The sequence below is a fragment of the Pedobacter glucosidilyticus DSM 23534 genome, from assembly GCF_000425145.1.
Classification (GTDB): Bacteria; Bacteroidota; Bacteroidia; order Sphingobacteriales; family Sphingobacteriaceae; genus Pseudopedobacter; species Pseudopedobacter glucosidilyticus.
On sequence record NZ_AULF01000024.1, the window covers coordinates 39,098 to 57,890 of the forward strand.

The window sequence follows — 18,793 nt, forward strand, 5'->3', positions numbered from 1 at the left end:
AACTATTTCTTTTTCTTTGTAACTCATAAAGTTCAAAATTAAAATTAACCTGATGACCAAAATTTTTGTCATATATACCGGCGGTACCATTGGTATGATAACCGATCCGGCAACAGGCGCTCTTAAGCCATTTACTTTTGAACAAATTATAGAGAATGTTCCCGAGTTAAAAAGAATGGATTATCAATTAACCGTCCACTCTTTTAATCCTATCATAGACTCTTCTGATATGACGCCCGAAATTTGGGCATTTCTAGCCAAATTAATTGAAGATAATTATGATGATCATGATGGTTTCTTAATTCTTCATGGTTCTGATACGATGGCGTTTTCGGCATCAGCTTTAAGCTTTATGCTAGAAGGTCTAACCAAGCCAGTTATTTTTACGGGCTCGCAACTTCCTATATCTGAAGTAAGAACAGATGCTAAGGAGAACTTTATCACCGCCTTAGAAATTGCATCAGCAAAACTACCTGATGGGAAAGCTCGGGTTCCAGAAGTGTGTATCTATTTCGAGAATAAACTTTTTAGAGGTAATAGAACCTTCAAATATAACTCTGCCAAATTTGAAGCTTTTAGATCACCCAATTATCCTGTTTTAGTAGAAGCTGGCGTACATATTAAATATAATGATGCAGCCATAGGGAAATGCGAAAACTGTATCTTAAAAGTACATTCTAATGTAAACAATAATATAGGGGTGTTAAAATTATATCCAGGCATAAGTCCTCAGATTGTAGATGCCGTTCTAAACTCTGATGCAGAAGCTATCATTATGGAGAGTTTTGGGGCAGGTAACACCACAACAGCAAAATGGTTTTTAGATAGGTTAGACCATGCTATTAAAAACGGAAAAATTATCTTAGATATTTCGCAATGTAAAGTAGGCTCAGTAGAAATGGGGCGCTATGAAACAAGTAGCGAGTTATTGAAAATGGGTGTTGTTAATGGTTATGACATGACTTTTGAAGCTGCCGTAACAAAACTCATGTATTTATTAGGTAGAAACTATCCTAAAGATCGTTTATTGCGTAGACTTCGTACGTCTATAAGAGGCGAATTAACGCAATATTAACATGCGATCGTATTTTTAATCAACCTTCTTGACTACCACCATCATGTGGTTTCTTACACTATCTTATTAAAATGATCTCCAAATAACATGGTATTATATGTTAATTGGAGATATTCTTTTGCCAATCTGCCATACATATCTGGATTTTATTTATTCGATATTTGAATAAAGGGGGTTTAATAGAAGTTAACCTAAATAGCTTGTTAACACTATCCCCAAATAATAAACCAAAAACCATTACTTTTTTTACTATGCAAGTTAAATCATGGAAGATTAGACACAACCGTTTTTCTATGCTATAAAGCTTAATCGGTACACAATTAAAGAATCATCAGAAAAAACCAATTAACCAATCTATAAATCAATAAAATGAAAAAAAGAGTACTACTAGACTTTTTCCAAAAGTTAATTTTTAAAAAAAGGTTAGTGCTATGCTTGTTGGTAATACCTTTAATGGTAGCCAGTGCTTACGCACAAACGATTAGTGTATCTGGGGTTATCAAAGATGAAGGTGGATTACCTTTACCCGGCGTAGCAGTGACTATTAAAGGAACTACCTCAGGCACCATGACGAATGAAAATGGACAGTTTAAATTAAATGCGCCAGGAAATGGAGTTTTGCAATTAAAATATCTGGGTTTTCTTTCTCAAGAGGTTGCTGTAAATAACCGAACAAGTATTAATGTAACTTTAAAAGAAGACATTAGCAGGTTAGATGAAGTAATAGTAATTGGTTATGGAACGGCTCCAAAAAGAGATAATGCTGGGGCAATAAGTTCTGTAAGCCAAAAGACTATTGAAGAACGTGTTCCTGTAAATATTTTCGATGCTTTACAAGGTGCTGCTGCAGGTGTGCGTGTAGCTGCTGATTCTGGTGCTCCTGGAGATGAAGCTCAAATATCAATTAGAGGGGTTTCTACTATTTCAGCAGATGGAGGAAGACCACTTTATGTTGTTGATGGTGTTCAGGTAGATAATATTAATGGTATAAGTCCTAACGATATTAAATCTATTGAGATTTTAAAGGATGCTGCTTCAACTTCTATTTATGGTGCTAGAGCTGCCAATGGGGTTATCTTAATTACAACAAAAAGAGGAGAAGAGGGTAAACCAAGAGTTCAATTAAATTATATTCAGAGCTACAGTAACTTAGCGCATAAATTACCTCAAGCAAATCGTTTAGAAAGAGAAGGCTTTGAGCAAAGTAACTTACCAACTCGTTTTGGGTTATATCCTATTTTTGATGATTCTACAGCTTACAGAAGAAACAATGATTGGGATTATCAAGATTTAATAACCCAAACAGGTGTAAGACGTCAGGTAGATTTTAGTGTTAGTGGTGGGCAAAAAGGGCTAACATATTACACGGGTGTTCAGTATCTTGATGATGAAGGAATTATTCTTTCTTCTTACAATAAGAGATTTAATTTGAGAACCAATGTAGATTACAATATCTCTCCAAAAGCAACACTTGCTACCAGAATAACATTTGGATACCAAAACATAAATAGAGTTAATGACGGTAGAGTTTTATCTCAAGCTGCTCAAAGACCAGCTTCTCAAGCACTTTATCTGCCAGACGGAACGCCTATTTATGATAATGGGGGGCGTAAAAATCCTATCGAAGAGGCAAGATTAAGAAAAGATTTAGATGGTTTATATACAGGTATAATTTATCAATCTTTTGAGTATAAATTAAGCAAACCATTAATGTTCCACCTCGATGGTTCGGCTTCTTTAAACTTAGATCGAAATAGAAACTCCGTTTCTGGATTATTAGAAACCACAGGTATAGGTATAGCGTCTGAATCTAATGAAACTATAAGAAGACTTCAAGCAAATGCTTATTTTTCTTATAATAAAACAATAAATAATGATCATACCATCACAGGTACTTTAGGTGCAAACTTAGATGAGTCTCGACTAAACTCTATCCGTATAAATGGTAGTGGATTTATTACCGAAAGTATTGAAACATTAAATGCTTTAGAAAACTTAAGTCCTGCTGGTACCAATACCGGAGCAACGCAAAATGCGTTATTAGGTTTTTTCGCAAGAGCCGGATATAACTATAAAGGTAAATATATTTTAAATGCAACTATAAGAAGAGACGGATCATCAAGATTTGGTGCCGATAATAGATGGGCTTATTTTCCATCAACTTCTTTTGCTTGGAGGGTAAGTGATGAAAAGTTCATGTCATGGTCTAAGAAGTTTTTAACAGATGCGAAATTCAGGGCAACTTGGGGTATAACAGGTAATGAAAACATAGGTAATTTTGCTTCCAGAAATCAATATGTATTTGGTGAATACTTTTATAATGGCGTAAGTGGTGTTGTTGTAAGTGAGAGATTAGGTAATAGCGGTTTGAGATGGGAACAACAGGAACAAGCTGATGTTGGTTTAGACTTAACCTTGTTTGGAGGTAGATTAGCTGTATCAACTTCTTACTATACAAAAACAACAAAAGACCTTTTATCAGATCAACCTCTTCCAAGAGAAATAGGTTTTCCAGACAATGCAACTATAAACAGCGGTTCAATTAGAAATAGAGGGGTGGAAGTTGAAATTTCTGGCTATCCTATTAGAAATACAAATAAAAATTTTATTTGGCAATCTAATGTTAATTTAGGGTTCAACAGGAATGATATAACTGACTTACCTGGTGATGAATATATACTTAATAATATCTTTTTAGTAAGAGAAGGTGAAGAGGCAGGAAGATTCTTTGGATATAAAGCTTTAGGTGTTTATGCTTATGATGAATCTAATGCTTATACCCCAGATTACGCTACAAGATTAATCCCACAATTTCAAAGAGATGCTGACGGGAATATATTTACAGATAAAAATTTAAGACCAGTATTAACTGGCTATGTTCTTCCTGATGGCACTCCGTATACTGGACCGGTTAGCCAATTGAGTGTAGATGGTACTATTTCAAAAGGAGGCGATGTAATATGGGAGAATCTTCCAGATGCTAATGGAAATTATAATAATACCATAAGTATTGAAGATAGACAAGTGCTTGGCTCAGGTATACCTAAATTAACTGTAGGATTTCAAAATAGCTTAAGCTACAAAAAGTTTACGTTCTCTTTCTTTTTATTTGGAAGCTTTGGAAACCAGATTTATAATGAGTTAAATAGAGGAAATGCTCAGTTTAGTTCAACAAATGTAACTCCTTTCCCATATATCATCAGAAACTTATGGAAATATCCTGGGCAAATAACGGATGTTTATAGTAGAGATAGAACAGCCAATAATTCTCGTCCTGGCAATAGCTACTTCTTAGAAGATGGATCTTTTATCCGTTTGCAAACTGTAAGACTTTCTTATCAGATGCCGGATAAAATTGCTAAAAGAGCCTTTATGAAAAACCTAAGCTTATATGCTTATAGCAATAATTTAGCTACATGGACAAGTTACTCAGGATTTGATCCAGAGGTTAATCAAAGAAATGTTTTAGAACCGGGAAGAGATGTTGGAAGATATCCAAGAAGACGTGAATTTGGTCTTGGTCTGAATGCTAGTTTTTAAATATTAATAATATGAAAAAGATAAAAAATATATTCTTTACAATAAGTGCTACCATATTCTTATTGGTAAGTGGTTCAGGTTGTAGCTTTCTTGAAAGAGACCCTCTTGAAACAGTAGCACCTGATAATTTCTGGAGGAATCAAAAGGATGTTGAGGCCTTCATGGCAGGAGTTTATAACTCTCTTCAGACAACTCTACGTACCAATTGGTTTGATTGGGGAGAAGTGAGATCTGATAACGTTACAAGAGCTGGTACTGGTACCGCACAAACTAAATTATTGAATAATGTTTTAGCAGGTAATGATAATGATTTAAATAGCATTACAGATTGGACAAATTTATATAGAACAATCTCTCTTTGTAATACAGCCATTAATAGATTACCTCCAATGATTGAAAGCAATGTGGCAGCAGGTGAAGTTTTATATCGTGATAAGCTAGGTCAAGCTTATGCGATAAGAGCAATGTTGTACTTTTATGCTTTAAGAGTTTGGGGAGGTGTTCCAATTGTGGATACTCCAATTGAATCAGTAACGGAGCAAATAAACTTCCCTAGAGCAACAGTGGCGGAAGTGAAGGCTCAAATTCTTTCTGATTTAGACGGCGCAATTGCAAATATTGGAGGAAATACTGCTATTAAATTTTATATTCAAAGACCTGCGGTATATGCACTTAAGACTGATGTCCACATGTGGTTTCAAGAATACAATGAAGCAATTAGCGCATCGAATAACATTTCAGGATATTCTTGGGTTACAAACGGAGCTGGTTGGAAGAATATTTTTCTAAATCCAGAAGCATCTACAGAGACTATCTTCAATTTATATTGGGACGCTGTAGAATTTGGTAATGAAGGTATAGGTGTATGCCAGAAGTTTGGCTCAGGTTCTAACACCAGTCAATATACATTTGGAGGCAACGTAATAGGTAAATATTATAACAGAGTGGATCCAGTTACAAATAGAAAGTTAGATTCTAGATTATGGAACTCGGTTGATACTGTTTTATACCCAACTTTAGCAATTTACGAAACAACTGTTGAGAAATTTGGGAAGTTCATGGCTGTAGATCCAGTTACTAATAGGTTTACATATATAGGTAATGACCAATGTAATGTTAAATTACCAATTTATAGATATGCAGATGTTATGCTTCTTAGAGCAGAAGCTTTGGCTCGTACAGGTAGCCATCAACAAGCTCTAGACATTGTTAACGCAGTAAGAAATCGTGTAGGTTACACTATTCAGGCGAGATTATCCGATTATTCTGGTACTTCTGACCAAATAGGTATTGCAATTCAGAGAACAGTTCTGGAAGAAAGACAGCTTGAATTATTAGGAGAAGGCAAGAGATGGTTTGATCTCTGTAGAATAGGTAATATTTATGATTACTCACTAAATGGATATGAATATCTAAGAGAAATCATGAATCCTGTATTATCAAGTAGAGCCGGATCTGTAGTTTATAATTCAAATGAAGCAATGGGACGTATATTATATCCTATTAATTCAGCTGTTATCAACGCTAATCCTTTGTTGAGAGGTAAACAAAATCCTCCTTATTCAGAATAATAATTTTAATTTAATTAAGATGAATTTAAAAAGAATATTTGTTATTGGAGTAGCTTGTTTAGTTACTGTTTTGACAGCTTGTGAAAAACTCCCTTTACAGAAGTCTAAAAAGTATACAACATCATTTTATAATGATAAATTGAATATGACAACTATGGAATTTATCCAATCCAGACCAGATTTGTTTTCTGGATTGATAGAAGCTTTAGCTTATGTAGATCAAGATCCAGCTTTTAGTGATGTTAAGCAGCTTTATATGTCTGAGGGTAATACATTTTTCTTATTGCATAATAATGCTACCATAAATATAGAGGATGGTAATAGCTATTTTAGCATTAATAGAGTTATAGATACAGACCCCAGCAGTCCTACATTTAATTTATTAGTTAGAGGGTCATCCTGGGCTGATTATAGTAGAGAAGAAATTGCTAGGCTTTTAAGATATCATGTAATTAAAGGTAGAGTAGATTACCCAGTATTGGGATCAACACCACGCTGGTTTGAGTCTTTTGCCTTCAATGCTACGAATGATTCAGCTAAAGTAAGGATGTATATGACAAACGACAGAGATGGTAATTTAAGAATCAATGATTATTTAAACAGTCCTGTTTCTGGTTTAACACCACGAACTCCAAATCTTTATGCAACAAATGGTGTAGTTCACGTAATGAACAGGTTTTTAACTCAACCTACAAGGCAGGCTATTATTAACAATCCATAATTTTAAAACAATGAGAGTAGCAAAAAATATATTTTATGTTCTTGTACTAGGTTTAATAATTACCTCCTGCAAGAAAGATGATGAGGTAGAAATGGTCTCACTAAATAAAGCCGGAGACGAATACTATTTTGGTGAGAAGGTATTAATGTGGGCTAGTACTGAGGGCGAGAAAGAAGGAATGTCTTACGAATGGTCAGCAAACGGCGGTAGATTCGAAGGGTTTAGAACTCAGAATTTATTCGAAAATGTTTGGGTTGCCCCTACTCAAGTAGGACAGTATCAGGTTACAGCCACTGCTAAAAAAGGGAAGAACACTTCTACCAGAACAACTACAATGAATGTTACCAGATATTTCTTTGATCATTTTCAAAGCCCATATACATTTATAGGAAATGGATGGTCACAGTCTAATGTTAGAGGAGGGACTACTCCTGTCTTATTTAATTCTAATAATCGTCAAAATAGTTCTATTGAGCTAGCATCAAATAGAAATAACAATAGTAATACAGATGCTAATATTCGTAGGTTATTAAATCTGGCAGAGCTAAAAATTCCTTTTTCAGTTAGAACAAAGATAGGATACAAAACATTTTTTAAAACAGGTGCTCCTTTCACTGTTAGGTTACTTTTTAATCAACCTTCAAGGAATCCAGAAAGAGCTTATATCAGAGAAATTAGATGGGAGATTTGGCCTAGAAACAATCCAGCTACCCAAAATAATTATCAAATAAGATTTGAAACATATACACCAGCAACTGGTACAGGTACTTTTACAGTTGGTACATTTCCAGCACCTTATGCACTAACAGGACCTGGTCTAACTGCCCAATCAGGAAGAGATCCAAGATTTCTATTTACTGATGGTGTAGCAAAAAATATAACCTTCTCCATAAATGCTGAAAATGTGTTTATTGCACACGTTGAGGGTGTAGAATGGTTTAGAAGTGATGGTATAAAGAACTGGTTAGCAGAGGCAAAAACAAGATTTCCTGATTTTGAAGATCCTGTGGTAAGAGAATTTCAAATTCAATTCCCTGGTAAAGTGGCTGCTGATACTAATCCTTCAATTTTATTTTTAAACAGCGTTTACATCAATAACGATGGCACTATTTTAAGTGATCCTATATAAGGAGAAATATTATTAAACCAATTTTAAAACGGGTAAGCTTATAAACTTGCCCGTTTTTATTTAAACATGCAGTAGCCATTGCTACATTTCTTAACTTATTCTTATCTTGGTAAAAGAGAAGTTATATGAGTAAAGTTAACCTGAAGCAACTAGCTAAAGAATTAAACCTTTCTGTTTCCACGGTTTCTAGGGCTTTAAGTAATAGTCATGAAATTAGTGAGGAAACCAAACAGAAGGTGAAGTACCTGGCCGAAAAGTTAAATTATCAGCCCAACCCCCATGCAATGAGTCTCCGTAGTCAAAAGACCAAGACTATTGCTGTTATCATACCCGAATTATCCAATAACTTCTTTGCATTAGCTATAGATGGTATAGAGTCTATCATGCAAACAGCAGGTTATCAGTTGCTTATTTATCTAAGTCATGAAGATCAGCAAAAAGAAGTCAGTATTGTAAATAAGCTAGAAGGAAGGGTAGATGGCGTATTAATTTGTATGGCTACAGAAACCCATGATATTTCTCATTTAAGAGCATTAAAGGAGAAAAAAATTCCAATTGTATTTTTTGATCGGGTTTCTAATAAACTGAATACAGTAAAAGTAATTACCAATGATATAGAAAGCGCCTATAAAGCAACAGAACATCTGATTGAGAGAGGAGCGCAGAGAATCGCCTACATATCCTTATCACTCAATATATCAGTAGACCAAAAAAGAATGCAAGGTTGTTTAAAAGCTTTAGAAGATTATAAATATACAGGTGAGCAAAAAAGAGTTTTAAGTTGTACCACCAATGATGATGAGAATTATAATCTTATTAAAAAGTTGTTGTCCTCTCCAAACAGGCCCGATGCTATATTTACTTGTGTAGAAAGATTAGCCATTACAACTTATACCGTTTGTAGAGATTTAGGTTTATCTATCCCTAGTGATGTTAAAGTGGTTACATTTTCTAATATGCCTGCGGCAGCATTGTTGAGCCCACCTTTAACTACAGTTTCGCAGCCGGCTTATGAAATTGGTAAAGCAGCAGCACAAGCCATATTGGATGCTCTGAATAGGAATATGGTTGAATTAAATGATGAAAAAATTATTTTACCATCTGTCCTAATTAAAAGAGCTTCAACCTAGTAGCTAACGCTTAGCTAATCCTTCCTGATAAACCTTCAAGCATCTTTCTCTGGCAAATTTATGGTCAACAATAGCTTTAGGATATTTAAACGGATCTGAAAATTCAGGAACCCATTTTTTTACGTAAGCTAGTTCTTTATCAAACTTCTTTTGTTGCTCATAAGGGTTAAAAATTCTAAAATAAGGTGCTGCATCAACACCAGAACCTGCCGCCCATTGCCAACCTCCTACATTACTAGAAAGTTCAAAATCAAGAAGTTTTCTGGCAAAATAACGCTCTCCCAAGCGCCAGTCTAACAGTAAATGCTTGGTTAAAAAGCTAGCCACAACCATCCTGATACGATTGTGCATAAAACCAGTCTCGTTAAGTTCTCGCATACCAGCATCTACAATGGGGTAACCTGTTTTTCCTTCGCACCATGCTTTAAAAGCTTCTTCATCTTTACGCCATGCTATTTGGTCATACTCAGGCCTAAAAGCTTGTGTTGCAGAATGTGGGAAATGCCATATAATAGCAAAATAAAAATCCCTCCAAATCAATTCATTTAACCAAGCTTCACTTTTATAATCCAAAGCATTTTTTACCAATTCGCGTATACTGATAGTCCCGAATCTAAGATGTAAACTGATACGAGAAGTAGCATTTTTAGCAGGGTAGTCCCTATTTTCTCCATATCCTTTTAAAATACCTAAATAAGATATTTCAGAAAATTTTAATTTACTAGGTTCAAAACCCATATCAGCCAAATCTACAGCCGCAAATGGTTTAGTTTGGTAGAAATGCTGGAAATATTTTTCTGTTGGATAAGGTTTGAAGTGATAGGGATTTAACTGAGCTAACCATTTCCTTTTGTAAGGCGTAAAAACTACATAAGGAGAGCCATCATCTTTAACAACTTCATCTTTTTCAAAGATAGCTTGGTCTTTAAAAGTTTTAAATACGACCTGCTTTTCTTGAAATAACTGATTTAAACTTTTATCCCTTTCTTTAGCATAAGGCTCATAATCATGATTGGTATATACCTCAGCAATATCATATTCCTTTAATAGGGATGACCAAATAGCTAAAGGTTTACCGTATTTAATGATGATTGAACTGCCTAAACCATGAAGTAGTTCACTTATTTTCATGATTTCCTGATGGATAAAAGTTACCCTGCCATCATCTTTATCTTCGAGTTTTGACAGTATCTCTTCATCAAAAATAAATAAGGGCAATACCGGATAATTACTTTTTAAAGCATGATACAAGGCAGCGTTATCATTTAGCCTAAGATCTCTTCTAAACCAAAAGATACTGATTTTAGAGTTACTCATAAATATTTTTTAATGCAGATTTGATATCAGGGAATTTAAACTTAAAGCCAGCATCTTGTATTTTTTTTACATCCATGCGGGTACTTCCAAGCACTACTAAGCTCATTTCTCCAAATAAAAGTTTTAAAATAAAAGCTGGAACGTTAGGGAGCCAGATAGGTCTTTTAAATTGTTGAGCTACAGCTTGGGTTAGCTCTTTGTTGGTAACAGGTATAGGCGATCCCATATTAAAAACACCTTCCAATTGCTCATTTTCAATAGCAAAATCATACATATTTACCACATCATGCAGATGTAACCAAGAAATCCATTGTTTGCCATTACCAAGCGGAGAGCCCACGCCAAATTTTATAGGTTGTGCTAATTTTTCTAGCGCACCAGAGTCTTTATCTAGCACAACACCCGTTCTAAATTTCACGATACGCAAATTGTATTTCTTTCCTAAATCTACAGCTTGCTCCCATAAAATACAGCAGGTACTTAAGAAATCATCTAAAGGTTTTGATGTTTCTGTTAAAATTTCATCACCACGGTTACTATAATAGCCAGAAGCCGAAGCGGAAATAACTTCTTTAACTTGATGTGGTTTTTTATCTAATAACTGATAAATAAGCTTTATAGATTCTGTACGGCTTTTTATCAATAACTCTTTTCTTTTTGCTGTCCAGCGGCTATCTGCAATACCAGCACCAGCCAAGTGGATAATGGTGTCTACACCATCAATGCAAGTTTCATCAATAACTTGATTTTCTACATCCCAGATAAAAGTTTTAACATCAGGGTTTTTGCCTTTGCTTCTGGAAAGGTGACAAACTTCATGTCCTTTGCTGAGTAATAGTTGTGTTAAGGTTTTACCAACAGAACCTGTGCCGCCAGTAATCAGAATCTTTTTTGCCATAGCTGTTTTAATAACCAAAATACCAGATTTTAGTTTTAGCAGTCTATGATTTTAAGTTGTAAATTTTAGCTTTTGATGTAGCTTTCTAAATCCTGAATGGTTTGTTTTTGGTCTTCTATAACAAATTTTACAACATCACCTATAGAAACCATGCCCACCAAATTTCCAAATTCTAAAACGGGTAAATGGCGTATATGTCTGTCTGTCATCATTTGCATGCAGTACTCAACACTATCTTGCGGAGAAATGGTAACTAAATTTGCAGTCATCACTTCTTTAAGCTTAACTTCTTTTGATGATTTACCTTGTAGTACCACTTTACGGGCATAATCTCTTTCAGTAAAAATTCCTTCAAGTTGGTCTTGGCCTATTAAAACAGCACTAATATTATGGTCCATCATCAGCTGGAGAGCTTCAAAAACTGTAGCATCAGGACTGAGTTTAATAAGATGATTGGTTTTTTGTTTAAGGATTTTACTTACAGGTTTCATAAATCTAGTTTTATGGGTTAACTAAATTTAGTAAAATTTTCCTTACAAAGAAATAGTAATATCAAAAAACGGTTAAACATTTTCTTTGTAATTCACCAGGTTAAGTGCCATCCCATTAAAGATAAAATAATGAAAAGGCCATAACATCCACCAATAAATACGTCCCCATAGCCCTCTGGGTCTGAAGGTTGCCACTTGGCTTAAGATGCTTCCACTTGGTCTATCAATAATTTTAAATTCCAACCATGCCTCGCCCGGTAAACGCATCTCCGCATATAGCAACAGCCTGCTATTTTTTTTATCAGCTAAAATTACCCTCCAAAAGTCTAAGGCATCACCTGCTTTTACGTTTATATTACTTCTTCTTCCTCTTCTGGTACCTACACCACCGGCTAGTTTGTCTATAATCCCTCTTAAATTCCAAAGCCAGTCTAAATAATACCAGCCCCTTTTACCACCAATAGCCCAAATATTTTGTAAAACCTCATGTTTATCTCTTTTAAAATCAATTTTAACTTTGTACGCTAGCGTTCCATTTTGTGGTACTTTAACTTGGTCCATAAAACTGGTTTCTAAAAAGCCACGGTTTAAAGCATCACGCCAGCTAGATACTATAGAGTTTTGCTCTATTTTTTCAAAGGCCAATTTTAAAGCTGTTTGGTAGCTTACACACTCATGCGGAACAATTTTTTTAATCTCTTCGTCTTTACAAATCACCTCATTACGCATACTTTCTACCAAGCTACTGGCAATACTATAATTTACAGAGGTAACCAAATTTAACCAATAGGATGATAATCTTGGGGTAAGTACCGGGATAGTAAAAATCCAGCGTTTAATATGTCTTTCTTTGGCATAAAGCAATAGCATTTGTTTATAGGTAAGTATATCAGGACCTCCAATATCTAAAGTTTTGTTAAAAGCTTTGTTATTGCCTAATACGCCATGTAAATAGGCTAAAACATCTCTGATAGCAATAGGCTGGCAACGTGTTTTTAACCATTTAGGGGCAATCATGATAGGAAGTTTCTCTGTTAAATCTCGTATGATTTCAAAAGATGCACTGCCAGAGCCAATAATTATGGCGGCTCTTAAACATGTATGTGCAATTTTTGAGGATTTAAGAATCTCTTCTACGCCTAACCTAGATTTTAAATGTACCGATAAATTATCATCATTAACAATCCCGGTAAGGTAAATAACCTGCTTACAATTGGTTTTTTCTAAAGCTTTGATGAAATGATGAGCAGATAGTTTTTCTAAATCACTGAAATCTGTACTGCTCATAGAATGAACCAGATAATAAGCAGCATCAATATCTTTAGGGATTTCTTGTAAAGACTCTTCCTGAAGTAAATCTCCAGTGATAATCTCTACTTGATTTTCCCAATTGTTATCCTGTTGGAAACGCCTTTTATCCCTTACCAGACAAACTATTTCATGTTTATGCTCTAGTAAGACAGGTAATAATCTGGTTCCGATATAGCCATTAGCACCTGTTAGTAGAATCTTCATACAATATCAACACCTAAAATCAAAAGCAGTTTTAGGTGTTGATGAAGTTTTTAATATCAGTGTAAAACAGAAAAGCCTGTCTCAAGCTACAATTTTGTGTCAGGCTGAGCGGAGTCGAAGCCTTTTATTATCCTTCGACTTCGCTCAGGATGACAACAAAGGTCCGCTCAATGTGACAAATGCGATTTTGAGATAGCCTATTCTATAGGATATTGTTAAATATTAAAATCTAGTATACAAGGCTAATTGAAAAATATGGTTATTGGTATTTACAGCAGCACCTTTAATAGATTGATTGAGATAACCTGCTTCTAAATCCATTTTCGGGTTTAACCTATAGCCTGCTGCCAAGTAAAGCCTATTTTGGTCAAATAAATAACCATTGGGTTGGTTTTGAATACTTAAGAAAACTTCGTTTTGTAAAGCTACGAAAGCACCTTTACTAAAAGCTGGCGTATTTTGTTTTTGTAATGGGATAACACTCCTGAAAAAATAGCGTAACCTTTGCGAAAAAGCATCATCGCCATTAGCTTGGTTAATAAACCTTTGTTCTAACCTAAAACGATGGGTTAAGGGGATTTTACCCAATTTGTAGGTGACTATAAATTGCTCCCATATACGACTTTCTGTAAGGGCTTCTCTGTTAGGTTCATCGGTAATAATTAAAGCGTAACCAACCGTTGCATTTAGCTTATCATTAATAAAACAAGTAAAGCCAGGTCTTATCAGGATGTTTCTTACATATTCCAAATCATCTGCAGAGCGTACTTGAAAATCAAAATGTAGCCCCGTTTTTTTAGAAAATTTCTGACTATGGAACCAAGCCGCCCAGCCAGATTGTTGATTAACCGTTTGCGCTGTTGCTGTTAAGGCTAATGTAATACCTGCTAAAAAAAGTAGAATTTTTTTCTTCATGAATGTAATTAATGAATTTTCTTAATCTTCAATTACTTCACTATTGGTACTTGGCTCTTCTTTAATTTCTTCTTTAAAGTAAACTTTCTGATAAATTAAAATCAAAATAACACCTACGGATATAGCAGCATCAGCGATGTTGAATACTGGTCTAAAGAAGATAAAATCCTCGCCACCCCAAACAGGTAACCATTCTGGGAAAACCCCTGTAAAAATAGGGAAGTAAAACATATCAACCACACGGCCATGAAAAAGTTTTTCATAGCCATAAATTAGACCATAAAAAACAGAATCTATGATGTTTCCTAAGGCACCAGCAAAAATAAGAGATACATTAAGAATTAAACCTCTATGATATTTATGCTTAATAAGATGGTGTAAGCCGTAGCCTATCCCTATAACAGCTACAATTCTAAATAAAGACAGCGCCAATTTCCCTAGTTCTCCGCCAAACTCCATTCCAAAGGCCATTCCGTTATTTTCTGTGAAATGGATAATAAAAAAGTCTTGAATAATCTGGAATTCCTGACCAATATACATATTGGTTTTAATCCAGGTTTTCAAAATCTGATCAGCAAGAAGTACCAGTACAATTAAAAATACAGGCTTGGTATAACCTTTCATTAATTCTGTTTTAATTTAGCTTCCATACTTAAAGTAGCATGCGGTACAGCCTTCAAGCGCTCTTTTTGTATCAATTTCCCTGTTTCTCTGCAAATACCGTAAGTTTTATTTTCTATTCTTACCAATGCAGCCTCTAGGTTTTCAATAAACTTTTTCTGACGGGCAGCAAGCTGGTTAATTTGCTCTTTCTCTAAAGTTGCAGAGCCGTCTTCTAAGGTTTTATAAGTACCAGCAGTATCATCTGTACCATTAACATTTGGGTTACTTAAAGAGCCCGCAAGCATAGCTAACTCTTCTTTTGCGCTATTTAATTTTGCTGTTATCAGTTCTTTAAACTCTTGTAGCTCGGCATCAGAGTAGCGGGTTTTATTATTAGTCTCCATGTTTAGTTCTTTTTTAGTGAGATAAAAATTTGAGTGTCTTCTATTTCTATGGTGTCTCCACCGGTTAATTCATCGCTTAATATCAAAGATTCTGCCAGTGTTTCTTCGCAAATATAGGATAAATTGCTACTAACCGCATCCGCAATAACTGGAAGCCTTTGCAGCACAACACTTATCTTATCCGTAACTTCAAAACCTTTGTCTTTTCTTAAATTTTGTATTCTGTTAATTACCTCTCTGGCAATACCTTCTTCTTTTAGGTTTTGGCTGATGGTAACATCTAAAGCAACAGTTAAACGCCCTAAATTGGTAACTTGCCAGCCCGGTACGTCCTCCGCAATAATCTCTACATCCTCAACAGCAATGCTGAATGTTTGTTCTTCTACTTCAAAGGTTATATTTCTATTGGTCTCCAAAGTTTGGATTTGCTCATCATTTAAAGCCGTTAAAAAATTTCCTACAGCTTTCATGCTCTTACCAACTTTTGGCCCAAGTGCTTTAAAGTTTGGTTTTATTTTCTTTTTAATGATACCCGCTGTATCTGTAATAAACTCTATTTCTTTGATATTGGTCTCAGAAAGAATGAGTTCTCTTACTTTTTCTACTTTTTGCTGGAAACCTTGATCTAGTACTGGTAACAATATTTTACTCAGTGGCTGTCTTACATTAATGCCTACTTTTTTACGCAATGATAATATCATGGAAGATATATCTTGTGCTAGTTGCATCCTTTCTTCTAAGTCTTTATCAACCAAGTTTGCTTGATAAACTGGGAAATCTGTTAAATGTACAGATGCTACATCCTCCTTCTGTGTGATGCTATTTAAATCGTTAAACAACCTATCTGAGAAGAAAGGTGCTATAGGAGACATTAATTTGGCAACACCCACTAAACAAGTGTATAAAGTTTGGTAAGCCGATATTTTATCTTCAGTATAATCTCCTTTCCAGAAACGGCGACGACTTAAACGTACAAACCAGTTACTTAAATGCTCATCAACAAAGTTTTGTATGGCTCTAGCCGCTTTTGTAGGCTCAAAATCTTCATAAAACTCGTCTACTTCTTTGGTTAAAGTATTTAATAAAGATATAATCCAACGGTCTATCTCTGGGCGGTTAGCAACTTCTTCTTCTGCGTATTTAAAACCATCTATATTGGCATAAAGGGCAAAAAACGCATAAGTATTATAAAGAGTACCGAAGAATTTCCTACGAACCTCATCTAAACCATCTAAATTGAATTTTAAGTTATCCCAAGGCGATGCGTTGCTAATCATGTACCAACGTGTAGCATCAGCGCCATAGGTGTCTATGGTGCTAAAAGGATCTACTGCATTTCCTAACCTTTTAGACATTTTATTGCCGTTTTTATCTAATACCAAACCATTAGAAATTACATTTTTAAATGCAATGCCTTGGTTAGCATTTTTAATATTTACGGCTCTTATATCATCGCTGGTTTCGCTTAATAAAGTTGCAATAGTGTGTAAAGTAAAAAACCATCCACGGGTTTGGTCTACACCTTCAGCAATAAAATCTGCTGGGTAGGCTTTCTCAAATTCTTCTTTATTTTCAAAAGGATAATGCCATTGTGCATAAGGCATGGCTCCAGAATCAAACCAAACATCTATTAAATCTGGCTCGCGGAACATTTTTTTACCCGTTGAAGAAACTAGAATTACATCATCAACAAAAGGACGATGCATGTCTTGTAAAGTAAAACCTTCTGGCATAAAACCAGCTTTTATAGCTTTTGCTATTTCTGCGTTTAGCTCGGCAACAGCACCAATACAAATTTCTTCAGTACCGTCTTCTGTTCTCCAAATTGGTAGAGGTGTTCCCCAATATCTAGAACGAGATAAATTCCAATCCACTAAATTCTCAAGCCAATTACCAAACCTTCCGGTTCCGGTGCTTTCTGGTTTCCAATTAATGGTTTTATTAAGGGCAACAAGTTTTTCTTTAACGGCTGTGGTTTTAATAAACCAGCTATCTAAAGGGTAATAAAGTACAGGTTTGTCTGTTCGCCAGCAATGTGGGTAGCTGTGCTCGTACTTTTTAACATCAAAAGCTTTGTTTTCTTCTTTAAGTTTTATGGCAATTAAAACATCAGTTGGCTTAAAATCGGCCGCTTTACGTTCTTCATCACTATAATACTCTTCTTTTACATATTTGCCAGCAAAATCTGTTACCTCATCCACAAACTTACCTTGTTTGTTTACCAATGGGAATTCGTTTCCTTTTTCATCGGTAACCATAACAGATGGTACACCATTTTCTTTGGCAACTCTAAAGTCATCAGCACCATAAACTGATGCAATATGAACGATACCCGTACCATCTTCTGTCGTCACAAAATCACCAGCTATCACACGGAAAGCTTTGGCTTCTAAATCCTCGTTACTTACATAAGGAAGCAATTGGAAATAGCGTAAGCCTAAAAGCTCTTTACCTGTAAACTCGGCAGCAATTTCCCAAGGGATGAGTTTGTCGCCAGCTTTATAGTCCTGAAAAGATAAATTCTGAGCTTCTACTTTAAAGTGTTTAGCTATTAAATCTTTAGCCAAAACAACACTTACCGGAAGGTGCGTATATTGGTTAAAGGTCTTGATTTTTACGTAGGTGATTTTCTCGCCAACAGCCAAAGCACAGTTGGAGGGTAAAGTCCAAGGCGTGGTTGTCCAAGCAATAATGGAGGTATCTTCTTCCTCGGTTTCAAAAAGTCTTGAAATCAGCGGATGAACTTGATCTTTCTTTAACCTAAACTGCGCAACAATAGAAGTATCCTTAACATCACGATAAGTGCCAGGTTGGTTTAACTCATGCGAGCTTAGACCTGTACCGGCAGCAGGCGAGTAAGGCTGTACGGTATAACCTTTGTATAAGAAACCTTTGCTATGTAATTGCTTTAAAATCCACCAAAGGCTTTCAATATATTCATTTTCGTAAGTGATGTATGGGTTTTCTAAATCTACCCAATAACCCATTTTCTCAGTAAGGTCATTCCATACATCGGTATATTTCATTACCTCTTTACGGCAGGCATCGTTATATTCCTCTACACTAATTTTTTTACCGATATCTTCTTTGGTGATACCTAAAGATTTTTCAACCGCTAGCTCAATAGGTAAACCATGTGTATCCCAACCGCCTTTTCTTTTAACCTGAAAACCTTTTAAAGTTTTATAACGGCAAAAAATATCTTTAATAGACCTAGCCATAACATGATGAATACCTGGCATTCCGTTAGCAGACGGCGGCCCCTCATAAAAGGTGTATGGTTTAGAAGCCGGACGATTGTTGATACTCTTTTCGAAAATATGATTGCTTTTCCAGCTTTCTAATACTTCTTTGCCTATTTGTGATAAGTTAAGTTGCTTATATTCTTTGTACATCAGCGCTTTGTCTCCAAAATTAAGGTTGCAAATTTAGGCATTTAGATGTTTAAATAGTAATAGAAAGAGAAAAACAAAAACTGGTTTGA

14 protein-coding genes are annotated in these 18,793 nt (G+C 35.2%); 6 read left to right on the forward strand and 8 right to left on the reverse strand.

The window, feature by feature from the left end; genetic code table 11:
- Positions 1-52 precede the first annotated feature (52 nt).
- From H510_RS0109560 to H510_RS0109585, 6 genes are all read left to right on the forward strand, one after another.
- The gene (locus H510_RS0109560) at positions 53-1,075 is read left to right on the forward strand and encodes an asparaginase (protein ID WP_026904121.1); all 1,023 of its coding nucleotides are present in this window, start codon (positions 53-55) and stop codon (positions 1,073-1,075) included.
- 369 nt (positions 1,076-1,444) lie between these two features.
- Positions 1,445-4,615 (forward strand): SusC/RagA family TonB-linked outer membrane protein, encoded by a 3,171-nt coding sequence (locus H510_RS0109565; protein ID WP_026904122.1) that lies wholly within the window; start codon positions 1,445-1,447, stop codon positions 4,613-4,615.
- Between the two features lie 11 nt (positions 4,616-4,626).
- Positions 4,627-6,186, forward strand: a complete 1,560-nt coding sequence (locus H510_RS0109570) for a RagB/SusD family nutrient uptake outer membrane protein (protein WP_026904123.1) — start codon at positions 4,627-4,629, stop codon at positions 6,184-6,186.
- 19 nt (positions 6,187-6,205) lie between these two features.
- Positions 6,206-6,907 carry a fasciclin domain-containing protein gene (locus H510_RS0109575; protein ID WP_026904124.1) on the forward strand — a complete coding sequence of 234 codons (702 nt, stop codon included), beginning with the start codon at positions 6,206-6,208 and terminating at the stop codon, positions 6,905-6,907.
- Between the two features lie 10 nt (positions 6,908-6,917).
- Entirely contained in the window at positions 6,918-8,036 is a 1,119-nt protein-coding gene (locus H510_RS0109580) for a PKD domain-containing protein (RefSeq protein WP_026904125.1), read from the forward strand.
- 125 nt (positions 8,037-8,161) lie between these two features.
- Positions 8,162-9,166, forward strand: a complete 1,005-nt coding sequence (locus H510_RS0109585) for a LacI family DNA-binding transcriptional regulator (protein WP_026904126.1) — start codon at positions 8,162-8,164, stop codon at positions 9,164-9,166.
- A 3-nt stretch (positions 9,167-9,169) separates the two neighbouring features.
- Here H510_RS0109585 and H510_RS0109590 read toward each other — a convergent pair whose 3' ends face one another.
- The 8 genes from H510_RS0109590 to ileS form a co-directional block, all read right to left on the reverse strand.
- Positions 9,170-10,483: a cryptochrome/photolyase family protein gene (locus H510_RS0109590; RefSeq protein WP_026904127.1), complete on the reverse strand. Its 1,314-nt coding sequence runs from the start codon at positions 10,481-10,483 to the stop codon at positions 9,170-9,172.
- Positions 10,476-11,381, reverse strand: a complete 906-nt coding sequence (locus H510_RS0109595) for a TIGR01777 family oxidoreductase (protein ID WP_026904128.1) — start codon at positions 11,379-11,381, stop codon at positions 10,476-10,478. The genes H510_RS0109590 and H510_RS0109595 overlap by 8 nt, the downstream gene beginning before the upstream one ends.
- 65 nt (positions 11,382-11,446) lie before the next feature.
- Positions 11,447-11,872, reverse strand: a complete 426-nt coding sequence (locus H510_RS0109600) for a CBS domain-containing protein (protein WP_026904129.1) — start codon at positions 11,870-11,872, stop codon at positions 11,447-11,449.
- A gap of 72 nt (positions 11,873-11,944) precedes the next feature.
- Positions 11,945-13,387, reverse strand: a complete 1,443-nt coding sequence (locus H510_RS0109605; protein WP_026904130.1) for an SDR family oxidoreductase — start codon at positions 13,385-13,387, stop codon at positions 11,945-11,947.
- 222 nt (positions 13,388-13,609) lie between these two features.
- Complete coding sequence (locus tag H510_RS0109610) at positions 13,610-14,302, reverse strand: DUF2490 domain-containing protein (protein WP_026904131.1); 693 nt, start codon at positions 14,300-14,302, stop codon at positions 13,610-13,612.
- 21 nt (positions 14,303-14,323) lie between these two features.
- A complete protein-coding gene (locus H510_RS0109615; RefSeq protein ID WP_026904132.1) occupies positions 14,324-14,926 on the reverse strand; it encodes a lipoprotein signal peptidase in 603 nt (200 codons plus the stop codon).
- Positions 14,926-15,309: a TraR/DksA family transcriptional regulator gene (locus tag H510_RS0109620; protein WP_026904133.1), complete on the reverse strand. Its 384-nt coding sequence runs from the start codon at positions 15,307-15,309 to the stop codon at positions 14,926-14,928. Before H510_RS0109620 ends, H510_RS0109615 begins: the two co-directional genes overlap by 1 nt.
- A gap of 2 nt (positions 15,310-15,311) precedes the next feature.
- Positions 15,312-18,704: an isoleucine--tRNA ligase gene (ileS, locus tag H510_RS0109625; RefSeq protein WP_026904134.1), complete on the reverse strand. Its 3,393-nt coding sequence runs from the start codon at positions 18,702-18,704 to the stop codon at positions 15,312-15,314.
- Positions 18,705-18,793: the final 89 nt, after the last annotated feature.

What these genes read in the sequence shown, in the direction of transcription:
- H510_RS0109560 (WP_026904121.1), top strand. Translation starts at nt 53, where the DNA reads ATGACCAAAATTTTTGTCATATATACCGGCGGTACCATTGGTATGATA.
- H510_RS0109565 (WP_026904122.1), top strand. Translation starts at nt 1,445, where the DNA reads ATGAAAAAAAGAGTACTACTAGACTTTTTCCAAAAGTTAATTTTTAAA.
- H510_RS0109570 (WP_026904123.1), top strand. Translation starts at nt 4,627, where the DNA reads ATGAAAAAGATAAAAAATATATTCTTTACAATAAGTGCTACCATATTC.
- H510_RS0109575 (WP_026904124.1), top strand. Translation starts at nt 6,206, where the DNA reads ATGAATTTAAAAAGAATATTTGTTATTGGAGTAGCTTGTTTAGTTACT.
- H510_RS0109580 (WP_026904125.1), top strand. Translation starts at nt 6,918, where the DNA reads ATGAGAGTAGCAAAAAATATATTTTATGTTCTTGTACTAGGTTTAATA.
- H510_RS0109585 (WP_026904126.1), top strand. Translation starts at nt 8,162, where the DNA reads ATGAGTAAAGTTAACCTGAAGCAACTAGCTAAAGAATTAAACCTTTCT.
- H510_RS0109590 (WP_026904127.1), bottom strand. Translation starts at nt 10,483, where the DNA reads ATGAGTAACTCTAAAATCAGTATCTTTTGGTTTAGAAGAGATCTTAGG.
- H510_RS0109595 (WP_026904128.1), bottom strand. Translation starts at nt 11,381, where the DNA reads ATGGCAAAAAAGATTCTGATTACTGGCGGCACAGGTTCTGTTGGTAAA.
- H510_RS0109600 (WP_026904129.1), bottom strand. Translation starts at nt 11,872, where the DNA reads ATGAAACCTGTAAGTAAAATCCTTAAACAAAAAACCAATCATCTTATT.
- H510_RS0109605 (WP_026904130.1), bottom strand. Translation starts at nt 13,387, where the DNA reads ATGAAGATTCTACTAACAGGTGCTAATGGCTATATCGGAACCAGATTA.
- H510_RS0109610 (WP_026904131.1), bottom strand. Translation starts at nt 14,302, where the DNA reads ATGAAGAAAAAAATTCTACTTTTTTTAGCAGGTATTACATTAGCCTTA.
- H510_RS0109615 (WP_026904132.1), bottom strand. Translation starts at nt 14,926, where the DNA reads ATGAAAGGTTATACCAAGCCTGTATTTTTAATTGTACTGGTACTTCTT.
- H510_RS0109620 (WP_026904133.1), bottom strand. Translation starts at nt 15,309, where the DNA reads ATGGAGACTAATAATAAAACCCGCTACTCTGATGCCGAGCTACAAGAG.
- ileS (WP_026904134.1), bottom strand. Translation starts at nt 18,704, where the DNA reads ATGTACAAAGAATATAAGCAACTTAACTTATCACAAATAGGCAAAGAA.